A 24,643-nucleotide genomic window follows, 5' to 3' on the forward strand; every position below is an offset into this window, starting at 1 on the left:
AGTCGGGCAACTCCCCGACGCGGCTCCCGACGGCGCCGTCGCCGGGCGGCGTGGGGCATTCCCCCGACTGATGCGCGGCGCGGCCCGTTGCCACGCTGGAGGCCCTTGCCCGTGCCACGCAGAAAGGGGGCACCGACGTGTCCGAGCCGAACACCGCAACGCCCACCGGCACCATCCACCCGGCGACGTCCGCCGCGGTGCGGGAGCTGTCCGCCTGGGGCGGGTACCTGCAGCCGGCGGCCGAGCAGAGCGACCTCATCGGGGCGACACCGCAGGACTGGGCGCGCTTCGCCCGGCACTGGGACGACCTGACCGTCGACACCTACATGCGCGACGGCGGCGTCTACCGCTACCGCCGCTACGGCCACTTCAGGCTCGACGCGGCCACCGGGGAGCTCACCGCCCTGCCGCACGGACCGTACCGGCAGGAGAGCAGCGTCAACCCGCTCAACGGCGGCATCGAGCGCCACTTCGACCCGCTGACGGACGCCTTCCTCGCGGACCCGCTGACCCGGTCCGTCGTGCTGTCCCTCGGGGAGATCTTCTCCGGTGTGGAGGGGACCACCGACTGGGACGTCAAGCTGCACCCGTTCCGCATCGTCACCAGCTCCGCCGAGACCGGCCGGCCCGCCCCGCAGGGCCGCCACCGCGACGGATCGACGTTCGTCACCTCGCTGCTCGTCGGCCGGACCAACGTGACGGGCGGTGAGAGCTCCCTGTACACGCCCGAGGGCGAACAGCTGCTCGCCGCCACCCTGACCGCGCCGGGCGACCAGCTGCTGGTCGACGACCGCGTCGTGCTGCACGACGTCACCCCGGTCACCCCGGTCGACCCCTCGGCCCCCGCCCACCGTGACGTCCTGATCGTCGACTTCGACCGGCTGTGAAACCCTCGACGGCCGACAACCGCCGCTTCGGCCCGGGCTTCTGGCGGCTCTGGACGGCGACCACCGTCTCCGGGCTGGGCGACGGCATCCGCATCTTCGCCCTGTCGGTGTACGCGGCCACCCTGACCAGCGACCCGGTCCACGTCTCGCTGGTGGCCGTGGCGGGCCAGCTCCCGTGGGTCCTCGTCGGACCCTTCAGCGGGACGCTCGTCGACATGGTCGACCGCTGGCGGATGCTGTGGATCTGCGACGCGGCCCGCTCCGCCGTGCTCGGCTGCTTCGTCCTGGCGATCCTCACCGGCCGGGCCGACATCGCCGTGGTCGTCGTCACCGCCTTCCTGCTGAGCGCCGTCGAGACGATGGCCGACAACCTGTCCCAGGCCGTCGTGCCGGACGTCGCCGGCTCGCGCAGCCTCGACTCCGCCAACAGCAAGCTGCTGACCGGGCGGCTGGTCACCATGGAGTTCCTCGGCGCGCCCGTCGGGACCGCGCTGTTCGTGGTCGCGCACCTGCTTCCCTTCGGCCTGGCGACCTTCTGCTTCGCCGCGTCCACGGTCCTGATCCTCGGCGCCCGGCCCGGCGGCGCGACGGTCCCGCGGGCCCGCGTCACCCTGCGCGGCGTCGGCTCGCGGACCGCGGAAGGCGTCGCCTGGCTGTGGCGCCACCGCGTGCTGCGCTCGGTGTGCGCCATGGTCGCCCTGCTCAACGCCGCGGTGCTGGCCGTCCTCGCCGTCGCGGTGCTCTACGCCCTGCACGTCCTGCACGTCAGCGAGACCGTCTACGGACTGCTGCTCCTGGTCATCGCCGTGGGCGGCCTGCTCGGACTGCTGGTCTCCGAGCGCCTCGTCGTGAAGCTCGGCCGGGGCCGGACCCTCCAGCTGGCCCTCGCCCTGTGCCCGCCGGCCTTCGTCGTCGGCGGGCTCGCCTCCCACCCCCTGGCCGCCGCGGTCGCCCTGGCCCTCGTCGGCACCGGTGTCGCGCTGGTCAACGTCGTCACGACCACGCTGCGGCAGGTGCTCGTGCCGCCGGAGCGGTTCGGACAGGTGAGCGGCGCCTACCGGCTCGTCGTCAACGGCCTCTCCCCGCTGGGCGGCCTCGGCGGCGGACTGCTCGCCGACCGGCTGGGTCTGCGCGCCCCCTTCTTCGCGGCCGCCGTGCTGCTCGCCGTGTGTGCCGTCGCCTCGCTGACCCTCCTGTCCGACCGGGCCCTCGACGCGTCGCCGCAGGAGGCCGACGAACCCGGACCCCACGGCCCCTCGGGCCTCCCCGCAGCAGAAACGGCCTCCCCGTGAACCTTCGAACGATCCCGCCCGCACCGGTCGCGCCGACCGGCCCGGACGCCCGCGGGCCCGGGCCCGCGGGCCCGCGGCCACGCCGGCTGCCCGCCGTGGCACTGCTCCTCGCCGTCGTCCTGGCCGCCCTCCTCCCGGTGTTCCACCTGGAGCGCACCCCCGCCCCGGCGCCCGCGGACGCGTCGGCCACCGCGTTCTCCGCGACCCGCGCCCAGGAGCACGTGGAGCGCATCGCCTCCGCCCCCCGGCCGGTCGGCTCGGCCGCCCACGCCCGTGTGCGCGACAACCTCCTGCGGGAGCTGAGGGAACTGGGACTGAAGCCGGTGGTCCACCGGGGGGTCGGGTTCGACACCACCTCAGGCGCGGCCATGGCGGCGCCGGTCGAGAACATCGAGGCCACGCTGCCCGGCGCGGACCCGACCGGCCGGGTGCTGCTCGTGGCGCACTACGACTCCGTCGAGACCGGCCCCGGAGCCACCGACGACGGACACGGGGTCGCGTCCCTGCTGGAGATCGCCCGGGCGCTGCGCGCCGGGCCCGCCCCGCGCAACGACGTCACCCTCCTCCTCACCGACGGTGAGGAGCTGGGCATGATCGGCGCCCACGCCTACACGGACGCCGGCCGGCTCGGCGACGCGGACCGCACCGTCGTCCTCAACCTCGAGGGGCGGGGCTCCGCGGGACGCGTGGTGATGTTCGAGACCGGGGCGCACAGCGCCGGCCTCGTCCCGGCGCTCACCGACCGCGTGCCCGTCACCACGTCGCTCGCCTACGAGGTGTACCGGCTGCTCCCCAACAACACCGACTTCAGCGTCTTCCGCGAGGCGGGCGCGACCGGCATGAACTTCGCGACCGTCGACGGCTCGGCGAACTACGACAACCCCACCGACGACCTCGCCCACGCGAGCGAGGCCTCGCTGCAGGACATGGGCGACACGGCCCTCGCCGCGACCCGCCGGCTCGGCGCCGCCGACATCCCGGCGATCCGCAAGGCCGACGCCGCCACCTACTTCACCCTGGGCGGGACGCTGGTGCGCTACCCCGCCGGCCTGGTCCTGCCGCTGGCGGCCGGCGCCCTGGCCGCCTGCGCCGCGGCCACGCTGTTCGCCGCGCGGCGCCGCCGGGTGCGCGTCCGCGCGGTGCTGACCGGCGCCGCCACCGTCCCGGTGCCGCTGCTCGCCGCCGCCGCGGTCGGCTGGGCCGGCTGGCACCTGCTCGGGCTGCTCCGCCCGGACCTCACCGGCTTCAGCTTCGGCGACAGCTACCGGTCCGAGCTCACCGCCACCGGACTCGCGGCGCTCACCGCCGCGGCGGTGTGGACGTGGGCCGCGGTCGTGCGCCGCCGGCGCGGCGCCCTGGAACTCGGCGCGGCGGTCACCCTCTGGCTGACCCTGCTGACGCTGCTCACCGCCGTGTTCCTGCCCGGCGCCTCCTACCTCTTCCTGTGGCCCGCGCTGACCGGGGCGGCCGGCCTCGCCCTGGGCGCCCGTCTCCCCGAGGAGTCCCCGTGGCGCGGCCCCTGCTCCGCGCTGGCCGCCGTCCCCGCCGCCGCGCTGCTGGCCCCCGTCGCCCTCCTGCTGTTCCGGACGGTGGGGCTGGCGCTCGTCCTGGTCCCGCTGGTGCTGCTCGCACTGCTCGCGCTCACCGCGGTGGCGCCGTTCACCGGCCGGGCCCGCGGCCGTTCCCTGGCCCTGCGGGCAGGCCTCGCCTCGCTGGTCGCCGTGGCCGTCACCGCCGCCGGAGCGGTCCGCGACGGCGTCGACGCCAGGCACCCCGCGCAGGTCAGCCTGCTGTACACGGTGGACGACGGCGGCCGGGCCCGCTGGGTGAGCAGCGGGCGCGGCGCCCACGAGTGGGCCGACGCCCACGTCCCGGACGGACCGAGGGTGCTGGAGGACGAGTTCCCCGAGCTGCGCGACCCCGTGGAGTGGCGGACCGGCACCGCGCCCGCCGCCACGGTGGCCACGCCCACCCTGAAGGTCCTGGGCACCCGCCGGATTGGTGACGACCGCGAGGTCACGATGGTCCTGGGCGCCACCGGCGGCACCGCCACCCAGCTCATGCTGTACGCGGACACCCGCAGCGCCACGGTGGAGGGCGCCACGGTCGGCGGCCGGACCCTGCCGGGCGGCGACAACCGGATCTCCGCCGACGGCCGGTGGACCTGGGGCTTCCTCCACGCGGCGCCCCCCGCGGAAGGGGTCCGGCTCACCCTGAGGATCTCCGGGGACGGCCCGCTGGCGCTGCGGCTGCTGGCCAGGTCTCCCGGTTTCCCCGCCGGCACCCTCGCCGGGGACAAGCCGCGCACCGTCACCTGGGCGGCCCGTTCCTCCGGCTACACGCTCGCCGCCAAGGCCTTCACGATCTGACCCCGCGCCCGGGCAGCACCGCCCCGGCGCCCCCAACCCGTGCCGCACGGCACCGTCACCCCGTCAGAGGAGAGGTTCACCATGCAGGAGAAGCAGGACTACCAGGTCGTCGTCAACGTCGAGGAGCAGTACTCGATCTGGCGGGACGGCAGGGAACTGCCGGCCGGCTGGCGCGGCGCGGGCTTCGCCGGGACCAAGGAGGAGTGCCTCGCCCACATCGACGAGGTGTGGACGGACATGCGGCCCCTCAGCGCCCGCTGACCCGGCCGACGACGGGACCGTACGGAGGAGGGAGCGGCCGCGGCACCGGAATCGCATCCGGTGCCGCGGCCGCTCCCTCCCGGCGTGCGGCGGCCCCGCCCGTCAGCGCACCGTGGCGAGGTCGACGGCGATCCACAGGGCGGACGCCTTGGCGAGCAGGGTGCCGGTGCGGCCGTCGTACAGGGCGGTGGTGTTGAGCGCCGTCCGCTCCTCCGTCCGCTCCAGCTCGGCCACGACCACACAGGTTTGCCCGGCCGGCGGGAGGGCGCGGATCTCGGCGGTCATCCGGCCGAGCAGCCGTGGCCGCCGCACCGGATCCGTCGTCCAGCCGCCCGGGCAGTCCAGGGCGCTCCACACGATCTCCGGAGGCACCAGGCCGTCGGACCCGGCCGACCACGGCGCGGGCGTCCAGGTGCAGGCCACGGTGTACGGCCGCCCCTCCACCGGGCCCGGCCGCAGGCCCAGCCCCGTCCCCGGGCGCTGCGTACCGCAGGCGAAACAGGTGGGGAACGGGTGGCCGGATCCGTCGAACGCGGCCTGCGCCCGCCCGGCCTGTTCGACCGTCACCGGCGCCGGGTCGGGGATCTCCCCGTGGGCTGACGCCACCGAGGCGACCACGTCCTCGCCGTGCCACGCGTGGCCGCGCCGCCCCGCGACCCGGTACTCCAGCGGGGTGTCCAGCGGCACGGGCAGGTGCAGCGTCACCGCGGCGGGACCGGTGAGGTGCCCGGCAGCCTCCGCGAGGCCGGCCAGGGTGCCGCACGCGTAACCCCCGTTGGCGCTGGCCGGCGGACCGTGGAACACCGGGTCGATGCTGAACGTGGACATCACGGACACAGGACATCTCCTCGACGACGCTCGGATGCTGCCCCGACCCTAGGGTCGCCTCCGCCCGCGGCCACCCCCCGACATGGGTCCACCGACTGTCAGGAGTGCTCCCGACTACTGGCTGACCTGGCGTGTTGCCAGGCTGTCGGATTGTTCACGGGCGTGCCTGCGCTGAGCGCCCGGCAGCCGGAGGTTCGGACGACAGAGGTGCTGATGACCGAGATTCGCCCCACGCCGGGCAGCTGGATCGACCTGCTCGCCGACACCGCGGCGCGCGCCCCCGACCGGGTGGCGTTCCGTTACCTGGCCGACGGCGAGACGCCGGCCGGTGAGCTGACGTACGCCGGGCTGGACGCCGGAGCGCGAGCCGTCGCGGCGCGCCTGCAGGCCCTCGGCCTGGCGGGCCGTGAGGTGGTGCTCCTCTACCCGTCCGGCCTCGACTACGTCACCGCCTTCTTCGGCTGCCTCTACGCCGGCGCCGTCGCGGTCCCCGCCTATCCGCCCACCCGGCAGCCGCGCTCCCTGGCGCGGATCGTCGGAATCGTGCGGGACTGCGGGGCCGGCACCGTGCTGACGACGACCGCCTTCGCGGCGAAGCTCGGCTCCCGGATGCCCGCGGCGGCGGAGCTGCGCGTCGTCACCACGGACGACGTGCCGTCGGACGAGGCGGAGCTGTGGAGCCGGCCCGGAGCCGGCGCCGACACCCTGGCGTTCATCCAGTACACCTCCGGCTCCACCAGCAGCCCGCGCGGCGTCCTGCTCACGCACGGCAACCTGCTGTCCAACGCCGCCGTCACCCAGCGCCTGTTCCGCACCGGCGAGGACACCCGGATCGTGTCCTGGCTGCCCATGTACCACGACATGGGACTGATCGGTTCGGTCCTCGGCACGGTCCACAGCGGCGGCAGCTGCGTCCTGATGTCGCCCTCGGCGTTCGCCCAGCGGCCCGGGCGCTGGCTGGAGGCGATCAGCCGGTTCGGCGCGACCGCGAGCGGCGCGCCCAACTTCGCCTACGACCTGTGCGTCGACCGGACGGGCCCCGAGGAGCGGGCCCTGCTCGACCTCGGCTCCTGGGAGGTCGCCTTCAACGGCGCGGAGCCGCTGCGGCCGTCCACGCTGCGGCGGTTCGCCGACGCGTTCGCCGGCAGCGGCTTCCGGGCCGAGGCGTTCACCCCGTGCTACGGCCTGGCCGAGGCGACGCTGCTGGTGACGGGCAAGCGGTGGGGCACCGCCGCGGCCGTGGACGGTGCGCCGCCCTCGGGCGGCGCACCGGTGGTGTCCAGCGGGATCCCCGCCGACGACGTCCGCGTCGAGATCGTCGACGCGGCCACCCGCCGCCCCGCGGACCCCGGCGCCGTCGGGGAGATCTGGGTCGGCTCACCGGGCGCGGCCCGGGGCTACCTGGGGCACCCCGAGCTGAGCGAGGCCACGTTCGGCGCCACCCTCGACGGGACTTCCGGGCCGCGGTTCCTGCGCACCGGCGACCTCGGATACCTCGCCGACGGCGAACTCCACGTGGTGGGCCGCCTGAAGGACCTGGTCATCGTCCGCGGACGCAACCACTACCCGCAGGACGTCGAGCAGACGGTCGAGCTGAGCCACGAGGCGTTCCGTCCCGGCGGCGGAGCGGTCTTCTCCGTCACCGTCGGCGCGACGGAACACCTCGCCCTGGTGCACGAGATCGACCGCGGCTTCGAGGGCGATCTGGCCGAGGTGGTGACGGCGGCACGCGCCGCCGTCGCGGCCGAGCACCGGGTGCGGCCGCACACGGTGGTGCTGATCCGCGCGGGCTCGCTGCCCCGCACGTCCAGCGGCAAGGTCCAGCGCGGGGCGTGCCGGGCGGAACTCCTGGCCGGCTCGCTCAAGGTCCTGCTGGCCGACCACGACGACGACCGCGCTCCGGACACCGGCCACGCCGAGGCACCGGGCCGGCCGGACACCGGGCCCGCGGACCCCGGAGCGCCGGTCGCGGTGCCGCCGGACGTCACGGCGCCGACGGGGTCCGGTGCGGCGGCGGACGCCGGGGAGGAGGCGCGGATCCTGGGCTTCCTGCGCGAGCAGGTCGCCCTGATCCTCCGGCGGGAGGACGTCGTACCCGACCGGCCCCTCCTCGAACTGGGGCTGGACTCCCTCGGCACGGTCGACCTCCAGCACCGCATCGCGGGAGAACTGGGCCTCGCCGTCGACCTGGAGGAGGAACTGACCTCCACCCTGACCGAACTCGCCGCCTCGCTCGCCGCCCGCCCGCGGGTGACGGCGGGGCAGTCCCGCCCGTCGCGCGCCGACGGCCCCGCGGCCACCGGCGACCGGTCCCCGACCCCCGCCCAGCAGGCCCAGTGGCTCGGCCACCGTCTCGCCCCCGACAGCACGGCCCAGGTGATCGCGGCCGCCGTCGCGGTCCGGGGAGCCCTCGACGCCGACGCGCTGCACCGGGCACTGGACGCCGCGGCGGCCCGCCACCCCGGCCTGCGCACCACCTTCCACGCCACCGCCGAGGGCCCCGTCGCCCGCGTCCACGAGCAGCTGCGCCCGGAATTCGCCCGGCACGACGCGACGACCACGGACCCGGCGTCCCTGGACCGGGAACTCGCCCGGGCCGCCTACCGCCCCTTCGACCTCGAACACGGCCCCCTGCTGCGCGCGGCCGTGTTCACCCTCGCCGAGGACGACCACCGGCTGGTCCTCGCGGTGCACCACGCCGCCGCCGACCTGTGGTCCCTCGAGGTGCTCCTCGCCGACCTCGACCGGCTCTACCCGGCCGCCCTCGCGGGGCGGGCACTCGACGCCGGCGTCGTCGACGAGGCCCCCCGCACGCCGGAGGGGGCCGAATGCGAACGCCTGCTGGAGTACTGGAAGGGGCAGCTCGCCGGCGCGCCCACCCTGCTGCCGCTGCCGGCGGACCTGCCCCGGACGGACCGGCGGCGCCTGCGCGGCGCGGCCGAACCGTTCCGCCTCGGCCCGCGGACGACCGCCCGGATCACCGCCCTCGCCGCCGCCCGGGGCACGACGCGCTACACCGTGCTGCTCGCCGCGTACCAGGTGCTCCTGGCCCGGCTCACCGGCCGGCGCGACCTGCTGGTCGCCACGCCCGTCCACGGCCGCGCCGGCCCGCGCCAGGCGGCCTCCGTCGCCCTGTACGCCGACATGATCCCGCTGCGCGGGCGGATCCGCGACGACGAGGACTTCGCCGCCCTGCTGCGGCGCACCCACGAGACCGTCCGCTCCGGGATCGCCCACGCGGGGCTCGGGATCTCCTCGATCGCCGGGCAGCTCGCGCCGGAACGCGCCCCGGGCCGCCCCGCCCTCGCGCAGGCGGTGTTCACCCTGCACCGGCCGGTCGGCCGGCACGGCGCCCTCCTCGCCGCCTGCGCGCTCGGACTGCCCGGCCCCGGCGGCGCGCTCGGAGAGCTGGCCCTGGAGCCGGTGCCCTTCACCCCGCCGGCCGGCCAGTTCGAGACCGGCGTGACCCTGGCCGAGATCGACGGCGAGCTGCACGGCGCACTGCACTACGACACCGACCTGTTCCTGCCCGGGACCGCCCGGGACTGGGCCGACCGGTTCGTGGCCCTGCTGGAGCAGGTGACCGCCGACCCCGCCACCCCGCAGGCCGACCTGCTCGGCGACCGGCCCGCGCCGGCGCCGGCCCCGGCCGCCGAGGAGCCCCGGCGACTGCGCCCGGTGCACGAGATGTTCGCCGAGCGGGCGGCCGTCGCGCCGCACCGCACCGCGGTGGTCTGGGAGGGCGGGGAGCTCACCTACCGCGAACTCGACGTCCGCGCCAACCGGCTGGCCCACCGGCTGATCGCCGAGGGCGTCGGACCGGAGAGCATGGTCGGCATCTGCCTGCCGAGGTCCCCGGAACTGGTGGTCGCCGTGCTCGCGGTCGCCAAGGCGGGCGGCGCCTACGTGCCCCTCGACCCCGCCCACCCGGCCGAACGGATCCGTCACGTCCTCGACGACACCGCACCGCGGGTCCTGGTGAGCACCGCGACCGCCGCCACCCGGCTCCCCGCGTTCGACGCCGCCCTGGTCGACCTCGACGCGGAGGCCGACGCCCTGGCGGGGATGCCGGAGGACGACCCGGGCGTTCCGGGCGACCTCGACCGGCTGGCGTACGTCATCCACACCTCCGGCTCCAGCGGCCGCCCCAAGGGCGTCCTCGTCCCGTGCCGCGGGGTGGCCAACCTCTTCGCCGGCGGTGACTTCCGGTTCGACCACACCGACGTGTGGACGCTCTTCCACTCGTACACCTTCGACTTCTCGGTGTGGGAGCTCTGGGGCCCGCTGGTGCACGGCGGCCGCCTGGTCGTCGTGCCGACGGAGGCGACCCTGTCGCCACCCGCCTTCTGGGACCTGGTCAAGGAGCGGCGGGTCACCGTCCTGAACCAGACCCCCGCCGTGTTCGCCGAACTGACCGCGGCGGCACCGGAGCGGCTCGCCGGCCTCGACCTGCGGCACGTCGTCTTCGGCGGGGAGAAGCTCGAGGCCGGACAGCTCGCCGTGTGGCGGGCCCACGGCGACCCCGCGACCCGCCTGGTGAACATGTACGGCATCACCGAGATCACCGTGCACGCCACCTACGGCCCGCTCACCGGGCACGACCCCGACGCGCAGCCGCCGCTCGGCGGCCCGCTGCCCGGATGCGACCTGCACCTCCTCGACGAGGAGGGCCGGCCCGTCGGGACGGGGGAGCCGGGCGAGATCTGCGTGGGCGGCCACGGGGTCGCCCGCGGCTACCTCGGACGGCCGGCCCTCACCGCCGAACGCTTCGTCCCGCACCCGCACCGCCCGGGGCAGCGCCTGTACCGCTCCGGCGACCTGGGAAGGCTCGGCCCGGACGGAACCCTGGAGTACCTCGGCCGGGCCGACGACCAGGTGAAGATCCGCGGCCACCGGATCGAGCCCGGCGAGATCACCGCCGTCCTGCGGACGCACCCCGGCCTGCGCGACGCCTGCGTGCTCGCGGACCGTGACGCCCGCGGGCAGGTCCGGCTGACCGGGTACGTCGTGCCGGACGGCCCCCGGGTGCCGGTGGCGGACCTGCGCTCCCACCTGCGCGACCGGCTCCCCGAGTACCTCGTGCCGGGCGCGTTCCGCTCGCTGGAGGCCCTGCCGCTGACCGGGAACGGCAAGATCGACCGCCGGGCGCTGCTCGCCCTCGACGTGGGGCCGGCCCGCGGCGACGCACCGGCCACCCCGACGGAGCTGGAGGTCGGCCGGATGGTCGACGAGCTGATCGGCGCCACCGGGACCGGGCGCGACGACGACCTCTTCGCGCTCGGCTGGCACTCGCTGCTGATGGCCCGGCTCTCGCTGCGCGTCGAGGAGCGTTTCGGGGTCAGGATCCCGCTCCAGGAACTGTTCACCGCGCCCACCGTCGCGCGGATCGCCGCGGCGGCCGACGAGGCCCTCGCCCGCCGGGCCGCGCCCGCCGCGCCGGCCGGCGGCATCGCCCGGGCGGACCGGTCACGCTACGCGGCCCCCGCTTCGCCGTCCGGCCGCCTGCGACTGCCCGACTCCTTCCGCTGAACGCCCGAGCGCCCGAGTGCCCGAGTGCCCGAGCGCCCGAGTGCTGAGCGCCCCGCGCCCACCCCCGTCGGACGACGGGCTTCCGAGACACCGACCGCAACACCAACGTGTGGAGACGGCCATGCAGACCTCACAACCCACCATCTTCCCCATGGCCTCCGCCCAGGAGCGCCTGTGGATCGTCGAGCGGCTCACCCCGGGTACGGCCGCCTACCACATCCCCCTCGCGATCCGGCTGACCGGGACGCTCGACCGGGCCGCGCTGCACGCGGCCGTCCAGGCGGTCGTCGACCGGCACGAGGCCCTGCGCACGTCCTTCACCCAGCTCGACGGAGTGCCCGTCCAGGTGGTGGCCGACGACGTGCGGATCGACCTGCCGGTCGTCGACGTGAGCGAGGCCGGGCTCGAGGCGGCGCTCGCCGAGGAGGCCGCCCGCCCCTTCGACCTGTCGGCCCGGCCGCTGCTGCGGACCTCGCTGCTGCGCCTCGCCGACGACGACCACGTGTGGACCGTCACCCTGCACCACCTGGTGTCCGACATGTGGTCCTGCGGCATCCTCCTCGACGAGGTCGCCGCCGGGTACGCCGCCCGCCTCGCCGGACAGGAGCCCGCCCTGCCCGAGTTGGCCCTGCACTACCCCGACTTCACCATCTGGCAGCGCGAGCGCCTGACCGGCCCGTACCGTGACCGGCTGCTGGACCACTGGCGGGACAGGCTGGAGGGCGCCCCGCGGATCACCGAACTGCCGCTCGACCGTCCGCGCCCCGCCGCCCAGTCCTTCCGGGGACGGCAGGTGCCGGTGACCCTCGCACCCGAACTCTCCGCCGCGGTCCGCGACCTGTCGCGCCGCTCGGGGGTCACTCCGTTCATGACGCTGCTGGCGGCCTTCCAGCTGCTGCTGAGCCGCTGCAGCGGCCAGGAGGACATCGTGGTCGCCACCGGGGCGGCCACCCGCACCCCGGAGACCGAGCGGGTCGTCGGGTGCTTCATCAACACCGTGCTGCTGCGGACCTCCCTGGCGGGCGACCCGTCCTTCGCCGAACTGCTGGAGCGGGTACGGGTCACCACGCTCGACGCGCTCGACCACCAGGACCTCCCGTTCGAGCAACTGGTCGGCGAACTCCAGCCGCAGCGCGACCTGAGCGTCAACCCGCTCGCCCAGGTGATGTTCATCCTGCAGAACGCGCCGGTCCCCACCGTCGCCCTGCCCGGCCTCCAGGCGTCCGTCGTGGCCGCCGAGCGCGGCGGTGCCCAGCTCGACCTGGATGTGCAACTGCGCGAGGTCGACGGGGTGTTCACCGGCTTCGTGGAGTACGCGCAGGACCTCTTCGACGAGTCGACCGTGCGGCGCCTGTGGCAGCACTACGAGGTGCTGCTGGGCGCCGCCCTCGCCGACCCCGGGCAGGCGGCGGGCGACCTGCCGCTGCTCACGCCCGAGGAGCTCGAGCGCACCGTCGTCGAGTGGAACGACACGGCGGCGCCCATGCCCGACCGGTGCCTCCACCAGCTCTTCGAGGAGCGGGCGGCGGCGCACCCCGACGCGCCGGCGCTGGCCTGGACCGGCGGCGGCCTCACCTACGGCGAACTCGACGCCCGGGCCGACCGGGCGGCCGGGCGGCTGCGCGCCGCCGGCGTCGGCCCGGACGTGCGGGTCGCCGTCTGCCTGGACCGCTCGGCCGCCATGGCCGTCACCCTGCTCGGCGTGCTCAAGGCCGGCGGCGCCTACGTGCCCCTGGACGCCGCCTATCCCGCCGACCGGCTCGCCTTCATGCTCCAGGACGCCCGCCCGGCCGCCCTCGTCACCGACGCCACGCTCCTGGACCGCCTGCCGGTCGACCCGGAGACCGGACGGGTGACCGGCGCGGACGACGGATTCGCGGTCCCGGTGCTGCTCACCGGCTCCCTCGAGGACGCCGACGGGCCGGCCGGCGCCCCGCAGGAGTCCGGAGCCGGACAGCAACCCGGAGCCGGGCAGGCGCCCGTGCGGCCCGGTCATCTCGCCTACGTCATCTACACCTCCGGGTCCACCGGCCGGCCCAAGGGCGTCGCCGTCACCCACCGCGGCGTGGTCAACAACATCGCCGACCTCAACCGGGGGCCGTCCATCGGCCCCGGCGACTCGGTGCTCGCCCTGTCGTCGCCGAGCTTCGACATGTCCGTGTACGAACTGTTCGGCATGCTCGCCGCGGGCGGCACGACGGTGCTCCCGGACGCCGACGCGGCGAAGGACCCGCGCCACTGGGCCGAACTGGTCGAGCGGCACTCCGTCACCGTGTGGAACTCCGCGCCCACCCTGCTGGAGGCCCTGGTCGCCGCCTACGGCGACGGCCGCCCCGCCCGCCCGACGCTGCGGGTCGCGTTCCTCGGCGGCGACTGGGTGCCCGTGCCGCTGCCCGACCGGGCCAGGGCCCTGTTCCCCGCCCTCGACGTCGTCGTGATGGGCGGCGCCACCGAGGCGTCCATCCACTCGATCGTGCAGCCGGTGGGGGAGACCGGCGCCGACTGGACGCACATCCCCTACGGCCGCCCCATGGCCAACCAGCAGGCCCTCGTCGTCGACGCGCACCTGCGGGCCGTCCCGGTCGGCGTCCCCGGTGAACTCTGCCTGGCCGGTGTCGGACTGGCGCGCGGCTACCTCGACCGGCCCGCGCTGACCGCCGAACGCTTCGTGCCGCACCCGTACGCGGGGACCGGCCCGGACCTGGCGCCCGGAGCCCGGCTGTACCGCACGGGCGACCTCGCCCGCCAGGCGGCCGACGGCACCATCCACCTGATCGGCCGGCTCGACCACCAGGTCAAGGTCCGCGGCCACCGCATCGAACTGGGCGAGGTCGACGCGGCCCTGGCACGCCACCCGATGGTCGGGGAGGCGGTCACCGTCGTCCGCCTCGACGAACAGGGCCACGGCGTCGGACTCACCGCTCACGTGGTGCCGTCCGGGGACGCCGAGCCCACCGCGGGTCTGCTGCGCGACCACCTGCGGGCCACTCTGCCCGACCACATGGTCCCGGACGCCTACGTCGCGCTGGACGCGCTGCCGCTGTCGGCCAACGGAAAGGTCGACCGCCGCGCCCTCCCCGACGCCTCCACCGCCAGGCCCCTCGCGCCGTCGACGGCGTTCGTGGCGCCGGCCACCGCGCTGGAGCGGGCGGTCGCCGACATCTGGTCCACCGTCCTCGACGTCGAACGGATCGGCGTGCACGACGACTTCTTCGAACTGCGCGGCAACTCCCTCAAGGTCACCCAGGTCGCGGCCGCGCTCAGCAGCGACCTGCGCGTGGACGTGCCGCTGCGCGCCCTGTTCGAGACGCCCACGGTGGCCGGCCAGGCCGCCCTCACCGAAGCCGCCGGGCTCCGGACCGGTGTGGACGCGGCGGCCGTCGCCGACATCTACCTGCGGGTCCGGGCCATGGACGGCGCACAGACCCAGGACCTTCTGCACTCTCTCGAGGAGACGAACCGATGACGGCCGGAATCTTCAGCCGCACCCTGACCGACGGCGCGGCCCGGCTCGCCGCCGAGGACCCGACGCTCCACGGCCTCCTGGAACGCGAGCAGCTGCGCCAGCACGAGACCCTGGCCATGGTCGCGGCCGCCTCCACGGCCGACCCGTCCGTCCTGGTCTGCGAGGCGAGCTCGGCCGGCAACGTCACCACGGAGGGCTACCCCGGGGCCCGCTACCACGCGGGGTGCGAGGTCGTCGACGAGGTCGAGCGCCTCGCCGTGGAGCGCGCGAAGGAGGCCTTCGGCGCGCGCTACGCCAACGTCCAGCCGCACTCGGGATCCACCGCGAACCAGGTGGTGCTCTGCAGCCTGCTCTCCCCCGGGGACGTGGTCCTCGGCATGGACCTCAAGGCCGGGGGACACCTCACCCACGGCGCCCCCGCGTCGATGAGCGGGCGCTTCTTCACCGCGGTCGCCTACGGACTGGGCGAGGACGGCCTGATCGACTACGACGCCGTGGCCGCGCTCGCCCGCCGGCACCGGCCCCGGCTGATCTTCTGCGGCGCCAGCGCGTACCCGCGCACGGTCGACTTCCGGCGCTTCAGGGCCGTGGCCGACGAGGTGGGCGCCTACCTCGTCGCCGACATCTCCCACATCGCGGGCCTGGTCGCCGCCGGGCTGCACCCCAGCCCCGTCGACGTCGCGCACGTGACGACCACCAGCACCTACAAGCAGCTGTACGGGCCGCGGGGCGGGCTGATCCTGCTGGGACGGGACGCGGACCTGCGCACCGCGTCGGGGAAGACCCTCGCGGCCACCCTGCAGGACGCCGTCTTCCCCTACCTCCAGGGCACGCCGCGGCTGAACACCGTGGCGGCCAAGGCCCGTGCCCTGGCCCAGGTGGCGACCCCGGAGTTCCGCCGGCTGGCCCGGCGGGTCGTCGACGCGTCCGCGGCGCTCGCCAAGGAACTCGACAGCCGGGGCCACCACGTGCTGACCGGCGGCACCGACACCCACATGGTGCTGCTCGACGTCGGCCGCCGCGGCCTGACCGGCCGGATCGCCGAACGGGCGCTGGAGAGCTGCGGCATCGTCGTCAACAAGAACAGCATCCCGGGTGATCCGCACGGACCCCGCGTCACCAGCGGCGTGCGCCTCGGCACGAACGTGCTGGCACTGCGCGGCATGGGACCGGCGGAGATGGCCGAGTGCGCGGAACTCCTCGACACCGTCCTCGCCGCCGTCGTCCCGGCCGGCGACCGGGACTACGTGCTCGACGAGGCCGTCAGGACCGAGGTCGCCACCCGCGCCGCGGCGCTGTGCCGCCGCTTCCCGCTGCCCGACCACCCGCTGCCCGCCCGTGCGCTCCCCGGCCCCACCGCGGCAGCTGCCTGACAGGAGCCCGCGGCGCGCCCCGGCGCGCCGCGGGCCGTGAGGAGTACCCATGACAACGACGTGGCCGACGAGCGCCCCGGCCCAGGGGCCGCCCGTCCCGCCCGACCTGCCCCCGGGCGTGGTCCACCTCTGGTACCTGGGACTGGACGACCTGGAACTCCCCGACGGCGGGGACTGCCTGGACGCCGGCGAACGGCAGCGGGCCCGCCGCATGCAGCGCGCCGTCGACCGCCGGCGCTACCGCGCCGCGCACTGTGCGCTGCGGCACCTGCTCGCCGCCTACACCGGCGAGGAACCCGCCGCGCTGACCTTCCACCGCTTCTGCCCGCGGTGCGGACCGGCCGTGCACGGCAAACCCGTGTGGGCCGCGTACTCCGGCCGGGTCGCGCTCGACGTCAGCCTGAGCCACAGCGAGGAGACCGCGATCGTCGCCCTGTGCCGCCCGCCGCTCGTCGTGGGAGTGGACGTGGAGCGCGTCCGGGAGGGGGTGAACTGGTCCGCGGTGCTCTCCGGGGCCGTCGACGGGACCGTCCGCACGGACCTCGAGGGCACCCAGGCGTGGACCCGCCTGGAGGCCGTCGGGAAGGCCGCCGGGACCGGCGTCGTCGATCCGCCCCGCCTGGGCGCCGAGGGGACCGGCGGGTGGGCGGAGGCCACGGTGCCCGGGGTGCAGGGCCTGTGGCTGGTCCGCGCCCTCCAGGCGCCCGAGGGGTTCGCCGCCTCGCTCGCCGTCAACGACCGGCCCGCCGGCGACGTCGCGGCACTGGCGTGGAGCTGCGAGCCGGGGTGCCCGGGGACGCCTGTCAGGAACTCCCCCGACTGCAACGAGCCGTCCTGATCACGAAGCTGGAGACAGGCGCCCGGCGAAGGTCCGGGCACCCGGCGACCGGGAGGGGAACTTGATGACGTGGCTGCGCGACTGGTCGCACGGCGAGGACGCGGTGGTGCGCGTGCTCTGCCTCCCGCCCGCCGGGGCGGCGGCTCACGTCTACCGCTCCTGGGCGGGGCTGCTGCCCCGGGAGATCGGCGTCGTCGCCGCCGAGCTGCCCGGGCACGGCTCCCGGCTCGGAGAGCCCCTGCTGACCACGATGGACGCGGTCCTCGGCCCGCTGTGCGAGGAGGCGGCCGCACTGATGGACCGGCCCCTGGTGGTCTTCGGACACAGCATGGGGGCGACCCTGGGGGCCGAACTGTGCCGGGCCCTGCGCCGGGAGACGGGCCGCACGCCGCAGATGCTGATCGCAGCGGCCTGCGAGGCCCCGCGCGCCGCCCCCCGCAAGGACTACACGCCGTGGCTCACCGAGCAGGGCGCGCTCGACTTCCTGACCCGCATGGGCGGCACCCCCCGGGAACTGCTCGCCAACGACGAGTACCTGGGCATGATCCTGCCCGTCCTGCGGGCCGACCTGACCCTGCTGGCCGGGCCCCGCCCGGAGGACGACCGGCCGCTCGACTGCCCGGTGCGGGTCTACCTGGGCGAGCACGACACCGGTGTGCAGCCGCACCGGGCCGTCGGCTGGAAGGCGGAGAGCAACGGGGACCACGCGGTCCACACGTTCCCCGCCGGCCACTTCTTCGTGCAGGAACGCACGCACGACGTGCTGGCCCGGCTGCGCGCCGACCTGACGCCCCTGCTGCACGGCCCGCCGGTCGCCGTCCCGCGGACGTGAACCACCGGCACCCGCTCCACCCACACCGCGACACCCGACCAGCCACCGAAGGGCGAGGCAACGCATGCGACCGGCAACGCTGACCGCAGAACAACGGGAACTGCTCGACCGCCTGATCAGCCGACAGGTGCCGGACGCCGGGGCCCACCGCATCACCGCCCACCGGGGCGACCGCACCGCGATGCCGCTGTCCCCGGCGCAGCAGCGCATCTGGTTCTTCAGCACGCTGCAGCCGCTGGCGACCGTCTACAACGTGGCCGGAGCCGCCCGGTTCCGGGGCCGGCTCGACGCGGAGCTGCTGCGGCGCTGCCTGGCCGAGACGGTCGAGCGGCACGAGATCCTGCGCACCACCTACCACCAGGCCGGCGGGCAGCCGGTGCAGCGGGTCGACCCGTTCACCGGCCTGGACCTGCCGCTCGTCGACCTGACCGGCCTGCCGGCCGGCGAACGCGAGGCGGAGGCCCGGCGGCGCTGCCAGGAGCAGACCGACCTGCCCTTCGACCTCGAACGCGACCTGATGCTGCGCCCCGTGCTGCTGCGCCTCGCCGACGACGAGCACCTGCTGCTGATCGTCCAGCACCACATCGCCACCGACGGCTGGTCGCTCAACATCCTCCTGCGCGAACTGGGCGACCGCTACGGCGCCCGCCTGCGGGGCGAGGAGCCGCGGCTGCCCGACCTGCCCGTCCAGTACGGGGACTTCGCCGTCTGGCAGCGCGACCACCTGGAGGAGACGGTCGTCCCGCGCCAGCTCGACTACTGGCGCGAGCGGCTCGCCGACACCCGCCTGGTGGACATCGCCACCGGCCTGCCCCGCCCCGCCGAACTCAGCTGGAACGGCGGGACCCTGCGGTACCGGATCGACCCGCAGACGGTACGGCGGATCACCGCACTGGCGGAGGCGGAGCAGGCCACCCCGTACATGGCGCTGATCGCCGCCCAGTCCGTCGTCCTGTCCCGCTGGAGCGGCCAGGACGACATCGTGATCGGCGGCGCGGTGGCCGGCCGCCGTCACGCCGAACTCGAGGACCTCGCGGGCTGCTTCGTCAACGAGCTGGTCATGCGCATGGACACCTCCGGTTCGCCGACCTACCGCGCACTGCTGCGGCAGGCCAAGGAGGTCTGCCTCGGCGCGTACGACCACCAGGACGTCCCCTTCGAGCGGATCGTCGAGGTGGTCGCACCGGAGCGGGACGCGCTCGCCCGCGTCCCGCTCGTCCGCCACCAGCTCGGCTTCCACAACGAGCCGCGGCGACACGTGACCCTGCCCGGGCTCACCTACACCATCGAGCCCCTCAGCACCGGCACCGCGCGCTTCGACCTGGAGGTCGACCTGTCGCCGGACGACGACGGCGGCATCAGCGGCGTCGTCTACTTCTCCACGGACGTCCTCACCGAGGAGATCGTGCTGGGGATGCTCGACTCGCTGCGGACCGTCCTGGACCGCGCCGGCCGGAACCCCGACGCCCCGGTGACCGAACTGCCCGTCGTCGGCACGCGCGCCCTCGCGACGCTGCGGGACGCGGACCCCGCCCCGGACCCCGGCGCGGAGCCCGCCGACGACGGCGCCGCGACGGTCACCGCCCTGTTCGAGGAGCGGGCCCGCAGCCAACCGGACTCCGTGGCCGTCCGGCACGGGGACACCGAGCTGACGTACCGCGAACTCGACCGGGCCGCCAACCGGCTCTCCTGGCGGCTGCGCGACCTCGCGGTGACCGCCGGGGCGCCCGTCGCCGTCTGCCTGCCGCCCTCCGGGGCACTGCTCACCGCCCTCCTCGGCGTCCTGAAGGCCGGCGGCGCGGCCGTGCCGCTGCACCCGGACCACCCGGTCGCGGAGATCAACGACGTCCTCCTGGACTGCAACGCCGACCTGGTGCTGACCCTCGGCGACGGGCCCGACGGACTCGACCCGATGGTGCGGTCCGTCGACGTGGGCGCCGACCTGACGCAGTGGCCCGCCGACCGGCCCGCGGCCGCCCCCGAGCCCGGACGTCCGGCGTTCGTCAACTACCCGTCCGCGGCCGACGGGCAGCCCCGCGGCATGGTCAACAGCCACCGGGCCGTGGCCCACCGGCTGGGCCTGGAGGCGCGGGCCCTCCTCGCGGCGCACGGCCAGGACGGCGCGGACGCCTCCGTGCTGGTGGTCCCCACCGCCTTCGACCTCTCCCCGTGGCACCTGCTGGGGCCCCTCGTCGCCGGCCTGCGCCTGGTGACCGCGCCCGGCGGCAGCACCCCGGCGGACCTCGCCGGCACCCTGACCGCCACCGCCGCCACCACCCTGTGCTGCACCCCCTCCGTCCTCTCCGGCATCCTCGCCGCCACCGCCGCCCTGCCGTCCCTGCGCCAGGTCCGCTGCGCCGGCGAGCACACCTGGCCCCACCTCGCCGCGCGGCTGCGGGCCGCCGCACCCGGGAGCCGGCTGCTGGCCGTGCACGGCCCGGCCCACGCGGCGCTCGACGTCGTCGTCCAGCCGGTGTCCGACCACTACCGGCCGGGCAGCTTCTCCTGCGCCGGACCGGACGACACAGCCGCCGTGGTGCGCGTCCTGGACGACCACGGGCTGCCGGTCCCGGGCGCGGTCCCCGGCGAACTGTGCCTGGGCGGGGCGCCCCTGCCCGAGGGCCACCTGGGCAGGCCGCACGAGAGGCGCGACCTGTTCACCGAGGACCCGCTGCGGCCCGGCGAGCGCCTGCTGCGCACCGGCCTGCGGGCCCGCCTGCTGCCCGACGGCGTCCTCGACCTCCTCGACGGCGAACTGCGCGTGCGCACGCACCGGGTGGAGACCACCGAGATCCGGTCGGTGCTGCAGGGCTGCTCCGACGTGGAGCGCGCGCTGGTGACCGCACGGCCCGCGGAGACCGACGGCGGCGACGGGGACCCCGGTCTCGTCGCCCACGTCCTGCCGCGCGGCACCGCCGACGGCGAGGACCAGGAGGACGAGCGGCGCCGGCAGTTCGCGGAGACCTACTCCTCGCGCACCGCGGAGGACGACCCCACGCTGAACGCGGGCGGCTGGAACAGCTCGCAGACGGGGGAGTACCTCACGGCCTCCGAGATGCGCGAATGGGCCGACCTCACCTTCCGCCGCGTCACGGCGCTGCGCCCCGCCCACGTCCTGGAGATCGGCTGCAAGACCGGCGCCCTCCTGTTCCGCCTCGCGCTGCGCTGCGAGACGTACACCGGCACCGACCTCTCCGCGCACGCCCTGCGGCACATCGAGGACCACCGGGACTGGCTCGCCAGCAAGGACGACGCGGTCACCCTCCTCGAGCGGGCCGCCGACGACTTCACCGGGCTGCCCGAGGGCGGCTTCGACACCGTCGTCCTCAACGCGCTCGTCCAGCACTTCCCCGACGAGCGGTACCTGGAGCGTGTCCTGGCGGGGGCGGTCCGCGCGGTCGGCCCCGGCGGTCACGTCTACGTCGGCTCGGTGCGCAGCCTGCCGCTGCTGCGGGCGCTGCACCTGATGCCGCAGCTGGACCTCCTCGACCCCGGCGACCCCGCCGCCCTGGTCCGCGACGGCGTCGCCGCACGCGTCGCCCGGGAGGAGGAACTCGCCCTCGACCCGGCCTGGTTCACCGCGCTGGCCGACCGGCTGCCCGGTGTGGGCGAGGTGTTCGTGCTTCCCCGGGTGGGCCGTCACCGCAACGAGCTCAGCGCCTACCGCTACGACGTCGTCCTGCGCGTCGGCGAGAGCGTCCCGCAGGACGCCGCAGCGACGGTCCTCGACTGGTCCGCCGACCGGCTCACCCCCGACGCCCTCGCCGGACACCTGCGCACCCACGCCCCGCAGCGCGTGCTGCTGCGCTCGGTGCCCGACGCGCGGATCCACGGCCGGCTGCGCGCGCTCGACGCGCTGGACGCGGGCGGGCCGGCTGACGTCGCCGAGGTCACCGCGGCGCTCGCCCCGCGCCCCGCCGAGGCCGGCGGCCCCGCCGACCCCGGCGCGCTGACCGCCGCCGCGGAGAAGGAGGGCTACACCGCCCTGGTGCGGTACGGGTCCGGCGGAACCGGGGGAGACATCGACATCCTCCTCAGCCGTGCCTCCGAGGACGCGCCCGCCGACGGGGGGACGGCCCGGGGAGGCGAGTTCCTGCCCGCGGGCTTCGGCCGCGGCCCCGGCGCGCCGGACGACGCGGACGGACGCGCCCTGGCCAACGACCCGCTGTCCGTCACCAGGGGCCGCCGCACCGTGGCCCGGCTGCGGAACCTGCTCCAGCAGCGGCTGCCCGCGCACGCCGTGCCCGCCCACCTGGTGCTGGTGCCCGGCTTCCCCGTCGGCCGGGACGGAACGGCCGACCCGGGCGCGCTGCCCGGCCCGGACCTCACCGCGGCCGCCGTCGAGGAGCAGCGGGCGCCCACCACCCCGACCGAGTCGAAGCTCGCCGACATCTGGTCCGTCGCCCTCGGGGTGGACGGCGTGGGCGTGCACGACGACTTCTTCGCACTCGGCGGGCACTCCCTGCTCGGCTCCGAGGTGATGGACCGGGTGCGCCAGGAGTACCAGGTCGACGTCCCGCTCGGACTGCTCTTCGAATCGCCGACCGTCGCCGCGGTCGCCGGCTACGTGGACGAACAACTGGCCAGGCCCCAGGAGACCGCCACGCCGATCACGCGGATCGACCGGTCCGCCCTGCGCCGGCGCCGCGCCGGGGAGACCGTCGCCGCCACCACCAAGGAGAACTCGTGACCTCACCGACCCACACCCCCGCCGTGGCCGGCGGCACCGGCGCCCCGGGGCCCGTACCCGCCCTCGCCGCCCTCGCCGCGGTCCTCCACCGCAGCTCCCTCCAAGCGACCGTGCGCCTCGCCTACCGGGACGCGGACAGCGAGGCACTGCTGACCCTCACGGTCTCCGAGGACACCACGATGGCCGAGCTGGCCGCCGACGTGGCCGGGCAGCTGGCCCTCGGAGCCGGGTACGACGGCGCCGTGCCGCAGGCGGACGCGTGGTTCGGCTGGAACACCGACCCGGCGGGCCCGCCCGGCGCCCTCGCCGTCGAGGCGGCACCGGAGGGCCTTCGGGTGCACGCGTCCGGCGGGCGGTCCGCCGAGCGCCTCACCGCGCTGCTGCGCACGGCGGCGGCCGGCGCCGCCACGGCCCCCGGGACACCCGTGCGCGTGCTGCCGCTGACCGACGCCGCGGCCCGCGCCGAGGTGTCCGCGCTGGCGGGCGACGGACGCGCCCCCCAGGCCGCCCGCCCGGTGCACGTCCTGGTCCAGGAACAGGCCGAACGCACCCCCGACGCGCCCGCCGCCGGCTGCGCCGGACGGTCCCTGACGTACCGGCAGCTCACCGCCGCCGCCGACCGCGTCGCGGTCCGGCTCCGGGCGCAGGGGGTGCGGCCCGGCCAGGTCGTCGGCGTGCTCGCCGAGCGGTCCCTCGACCTGGTCGCAGGCCTCCTCGGAGTGCTCAAGACCGGCGCGGCCTACGCCGCCTTCGAGCCGGACACCCCGCGTCAGCGGCTGCACCAGCTGCTGGCCGACACCGGCGCCCGCGTCGTGCTGGCGCAGGAGGGATTCGCGGAACGTCTGCCCGAGGCGACGCGCGTGCTGCCGCTCGCCTCCGGCGCACCGGCGGACACCGCGGCGGAGCGGGTGCTCGCCGACGTGCCGCCCACCGCCGCCGCCTACGTCAGCTTCACCTCCGGCTCGACCGGCGAGCCGAAGGGGGTCCGCGTCCCGCACGCGGCCGTCTCGCGGCTGGTGGTCAGGCCCGACTGGGCCGAGTTCCGCCCCTCGGACGCCTTCCTGCAGCTCGCGCCGGTGGCCTTCGACGCCTCCACCCTGGAGCTGTGGGCCCCCCTGGTCAACGGCGGCCGGCTGGTCGTGCACCCGGCGGGGCCGCTCTCCACCGAGCAGCTCGCCGCCACGCTGGTGGAGGAGAAGGTCACGGTCGCGTGGATGACCGCGGGCCTCTTCCACCAGATGGTCACCCAGCACCCGGAGGCCTTCGCCGGACTGCGCCACGTGCTGGCCGGCGGCGACGTCGTCTCCGCCACGCACGTGCGCAGCCTGCTCGAGGCCCACCCCGGGCTGCTCTTCACCAACGGCTACGGGCCCACCGAGAACACCACGTTCACCGCCTGCTGGACCTCCGGCGAGGCGCCGCGGGGCAACGCCGTTCCCCTCGGGCGGCCCATCGGCGGCACCCGCGCCGTGGTGCTGGACGCGGACGGTCAGCCGGTGCCCGTCGGCGTCCCCGGCGAGCTGTACGCCGGAGGCGAGGGACTGGCGCACGGGTACCTGAACCGCCCGTCCGCCACCGCGGACAGCTTCGTGCCGGACCCGGACGCGCCGGTCCCCGGCGCCCGCCTCTACCGCACCGGCGACCTGGTGCGCCGGCTCGAGGACGGCACCCTGGAGTTCCTCGGCCGCGCCGACCGGCAGGTGAAGATCCAGGGCTACCGGGTGGAGCCCGGCGAGATCGAGGAGACGCTGGGCGGACACGAGGACGTGCGGCAGGCCGTCGTGGTCGTCCAGGGAGACGGGGCGGGCGGCAAGCGCCTGCTGGCCTACGTCACCGCGGAACGGCCGGAGGACGACAACCCGGCCGCCCTCGGTCGGCGGCTGCGGGAATGGGTCCGCGGTGAGCTGCCCGCCTACATGGTGCCCTGGGCCATCCTCGCCCTGCCCGAACTGCCGCTGAACCGCAACGGGAAGGTGGACCGCTCCGAGCTCCCGGCCGCCCGCCGGGCGCCGCGCGCCCTCACCACCGAGTACGTCGCCCCCCGCACGGCCACCGAGGACGCCATGGCCGAGGAGTGGGCGGACCTGCTCGGCGTCGAACCCGTCGGCACCGACGACGACTTCTTCGAACTGGGCGGGCACTCGCTGATCGCGGCCGACCTGCTCTCCCGCCTCCAGGACCGCTTCTCGGTGGAGCTGTCCGCCCGCTCCCTGTACCTGCGGCCCACGGTCGCGGAACTGTCCGAGGAGCTCGACGGCCGCCAGGCCGCCTGAGACCG

Annotated in this window: 12 protein-coding genes; 11 read left to right on the forward strand and 1 reads right to left on the reverse strand. The window is 75.8% G+C overall.

The genetic code is table 11. The features are described from left to right. The first annotated feature begins 137 nt into the window (after positions 1 to 137). The 4 genes from Sfr03f_RS04920 to Sfr03f_RS04935 all read left to right on the forward strand — a co-directional run bounded on the left by Sfr03f_RS04920 (position 138) and on the right by Sfr03f_RS04935 (position 4,809). A complete protein-coding gene (locus tag Sfr03f_RS04920) occupies positions 138 to 887 on the forward strand; it encodes a 2OG-Fe dioxygenase family protein (protein WP_108953443.1) in 750 nt (249 codons plus the stop codon). Beyond that, positions 884 to 2,179 carry an MFS transporter gene (locus Sfr03f_RS04925; RefSeq protein ID WP_108952452.1) on the forward strand — a complete coding sequence of 432 codons (1,296 nt, stop codon included), beginning with the start codon at positions 884 to 886 and terminating at the stop codon, positions 2,177 to 2,179. The genes Sfr03f_RS04920 and Sfr03f_RS04925 overlap by 4 nt, the downstream gene beginning before the upstream one ends. 95 nt (positions 2,180 to 2,274) lie before the next feature. Next, the gene (locus Sfr03f_RS04930; protein ID WP_159105549.1) at positions 2,275 to 4,548 is read left to right on the forward strand and encodes a M20/M25/M40 family metallo-hydrolase; all 2,274 of its coding nucleotides are present in this window, start codon (positions 2,275 to 2,277) and stop codon (positions 4,546 to 4,548) included. A gap of 81 nt (positions 4,549 to 4,629) precedes the next feature. Next, positions 4,630 to 4,809, forward strand: a complete 180-nt coding sequence (locus Sfr03f_RS04935) for an MbtH family protein (RefSeq protein ID WP_108952454.1) — start codon at positions 4,630 to 4,632, stop codon at positions 4,807 to 4,809. A 102-nt stretch (positions 4,810 to 4,911) separates the two neighbouring features. Here Sfr03f_RS04935 and Sfr03f_RS04940 read toward each other — a convergent pair whose 3' ends face one another. Then, a complete protein-coding gene (locus tag Sfr03f_RS04940) occupies positions 4,912 to 5,637 on the reverse strand; it encodes a hypothetical protein (RefSeq protein ID WP_245967400.1) in 726 nt (241 codons plus the stop codon). A gap of 213 nt (positions 5,638 to 5,850) precedes the next feature. On the opposite strand from Sfr03f_RS04940, the gene Sfr03f_RS04945 reads away from it, so the two are divergent. The 7 genes from Sfr03f_RS04945 to Sfr03f_RS04975 all read left to right on the forward strand — a co-directional run bounded on the left by Sfr03f_RS04945 (position 5,851) and on the right by Sfr03f_RS04975 (position 24,638). Beyond that, positions 5,851 to 11,166, forward strand: a complete 5,316-nt coding sequence (locus Sfr03f_RS04945; protein ID WP_159105550.1) for a non-ribosomal peptide synthetase — start codon at positions 5,851 to 5,853, stop codon at positions 11,164 to 11,166. Positions 11,167 to 11,287: 121 nt separating this feature from the next. Next, on the forward strand, positions 11,288 to 14,632 hold the full coding sequence (locus Sfr03f_RS04950) for a non-ribosomal peptide synthetase (protein ID WP_108952456.1): 3,345 nt from the start codon (positions 11,288 to 11,290) through the stop codon (positions 14,630 to 14,632). Next, positions 14,629 to 16,005, forward strand: a complete 1,377-nt coding sequence (gene glyA, locus Sfr03f_RS04955) for a serine hydroxymethyltransferase (protein WP_108952457.1) — start codon at positions 14,629 to 14,631, stop codon at positions 16,003 to 16,005. The genes Sfr03f_RS04950 and glyA overlap by 4 nt, the downstream gene beginning before the upstream one ends. 49 nt (positions 16,006 to 16,054) lie before the next feature. Further along, complete coding sequence (locus Sfr03f_RS04960) at positions 16,055 to 16,843, forward strand: 4'-phosphopantetheinyl transferase family protein (RefSeq protein WP_108952458.1); 789 nt, start codon at positions 16,055 to 16,057, stop codon at positions 16,841 to 16,843. Positions 16,844 to 16,907: 64 nt separating this feature from the next. Continuing rightward, a complete protein-coding gene (locus Sfr03f_RS04965) occupies positions 16,908 to 17,675 on the forward strand; it encodes a thioesterase II family protein (protein ID WP_108952459.1) in 768 nt (255 codons plus the stop codon). Positions 17,676 to 17,739: 64 nt separating this feature from the next. Then, positions 17,740 to 22,365, forward strand: coding sequence for a non-ribosomal peptide synthetase (locus tag Sfr03f_RS04970; protein WP_108952460.1), 4,626 nt, complete (start codon positions 17,740 to 17,742; stop codon positions 22,363 to 22,365). Beyond that, positions 22,362 to 24,638: an amino acid adenylation domain-containing protein gene (locus Sfr03f_RS04975; RefSeq protein WP_281262820.1), complete on the forward strand. Its 2,277-nt coding sequence runs from the start codon at positions 22,362 to 22,364 to the stop codon at positions 24,636 to 24,638. The genes Sfr03f_RS04970 and Sfr03f_RS04975 overlap by 4 nt, the downstream gene beginning before the upstream one ends. Positions 24,639 to 24,643: the final 5 nt, after the last annotated feature.

The sequence above is a fragment of the Streptomyces fragilis genome, assembly GCF_003112515.1.
GTDB lineage: Bacteria > Actinomycetota > Actinomycetes > Streptomycetales > Streptomycetaceae > Streptomyces > Streptomyces fragilis.

What these genes read in the sequence shown, in the direction of transcription:
- Sfr03f_RS04935 (WP_108952454.1), top strand. Translation starts at nt 4,630, where the DNA reads ATGCAGGAGAAGCAGGACTACCAGGTCGTCGTCAACGTCGAGGAGCAG.
- Sfr03f_RS04940 (WP_245967400.1), bottom strand. Translation starts at nt 5,637, where the DNA reads ATGTCCACGTTCAGCATCGACCCGGTGTTCCACGGTCCGCCGGCCAGC.
- Sfr03f_RS04945 (WP_159105550.1), top strand. Translation starts at nt 5,851, where the DNA reads ATGACCGAGATTCGCCCCACGCCGGGCAGCTGGATCGACCTGCTCGCC.
- Sfr03f_RS04950 (WP_108952456.1), top strand. Translation starts at nt 11,288, where the DNA reads ATGCAGACCTCACAACCCACCATCTTCCCCATGGCCTCCGCCCAGGAG.
- glyA (WP_108952457.1), top strand. Translation starts at nt 14,629, where the DNA reads ATGACGGCCGGAATCTTCAGCCGCACCCTGACCGACGGCGCGGCCCGG.
- Sfr03f_RS04960 (WP_108952458.1), top strand. Translation starts at nt 16,055, where the DNA reads ATGACAACGACGTGGCCGACGAGCGCCCCGGCCCAGGGGCCGCCCGTC.
- Sfr03f_RS04965 (WP_108952459.1), top strand. Translation starts at nt 16,908, where the DNA reads ATGACGTGGCTGCGCGACTGGTCGCACGGCGAGGACGCGGTGGTGCGC.
- Sfr03f_RS04970 (WP_108952460.1), top strand. Translation starts at nt 17,740, where the DNA reads ATGCGACCGGCAACGCTGACCGCAGAACAACGGGAACTGCTCGACCGC.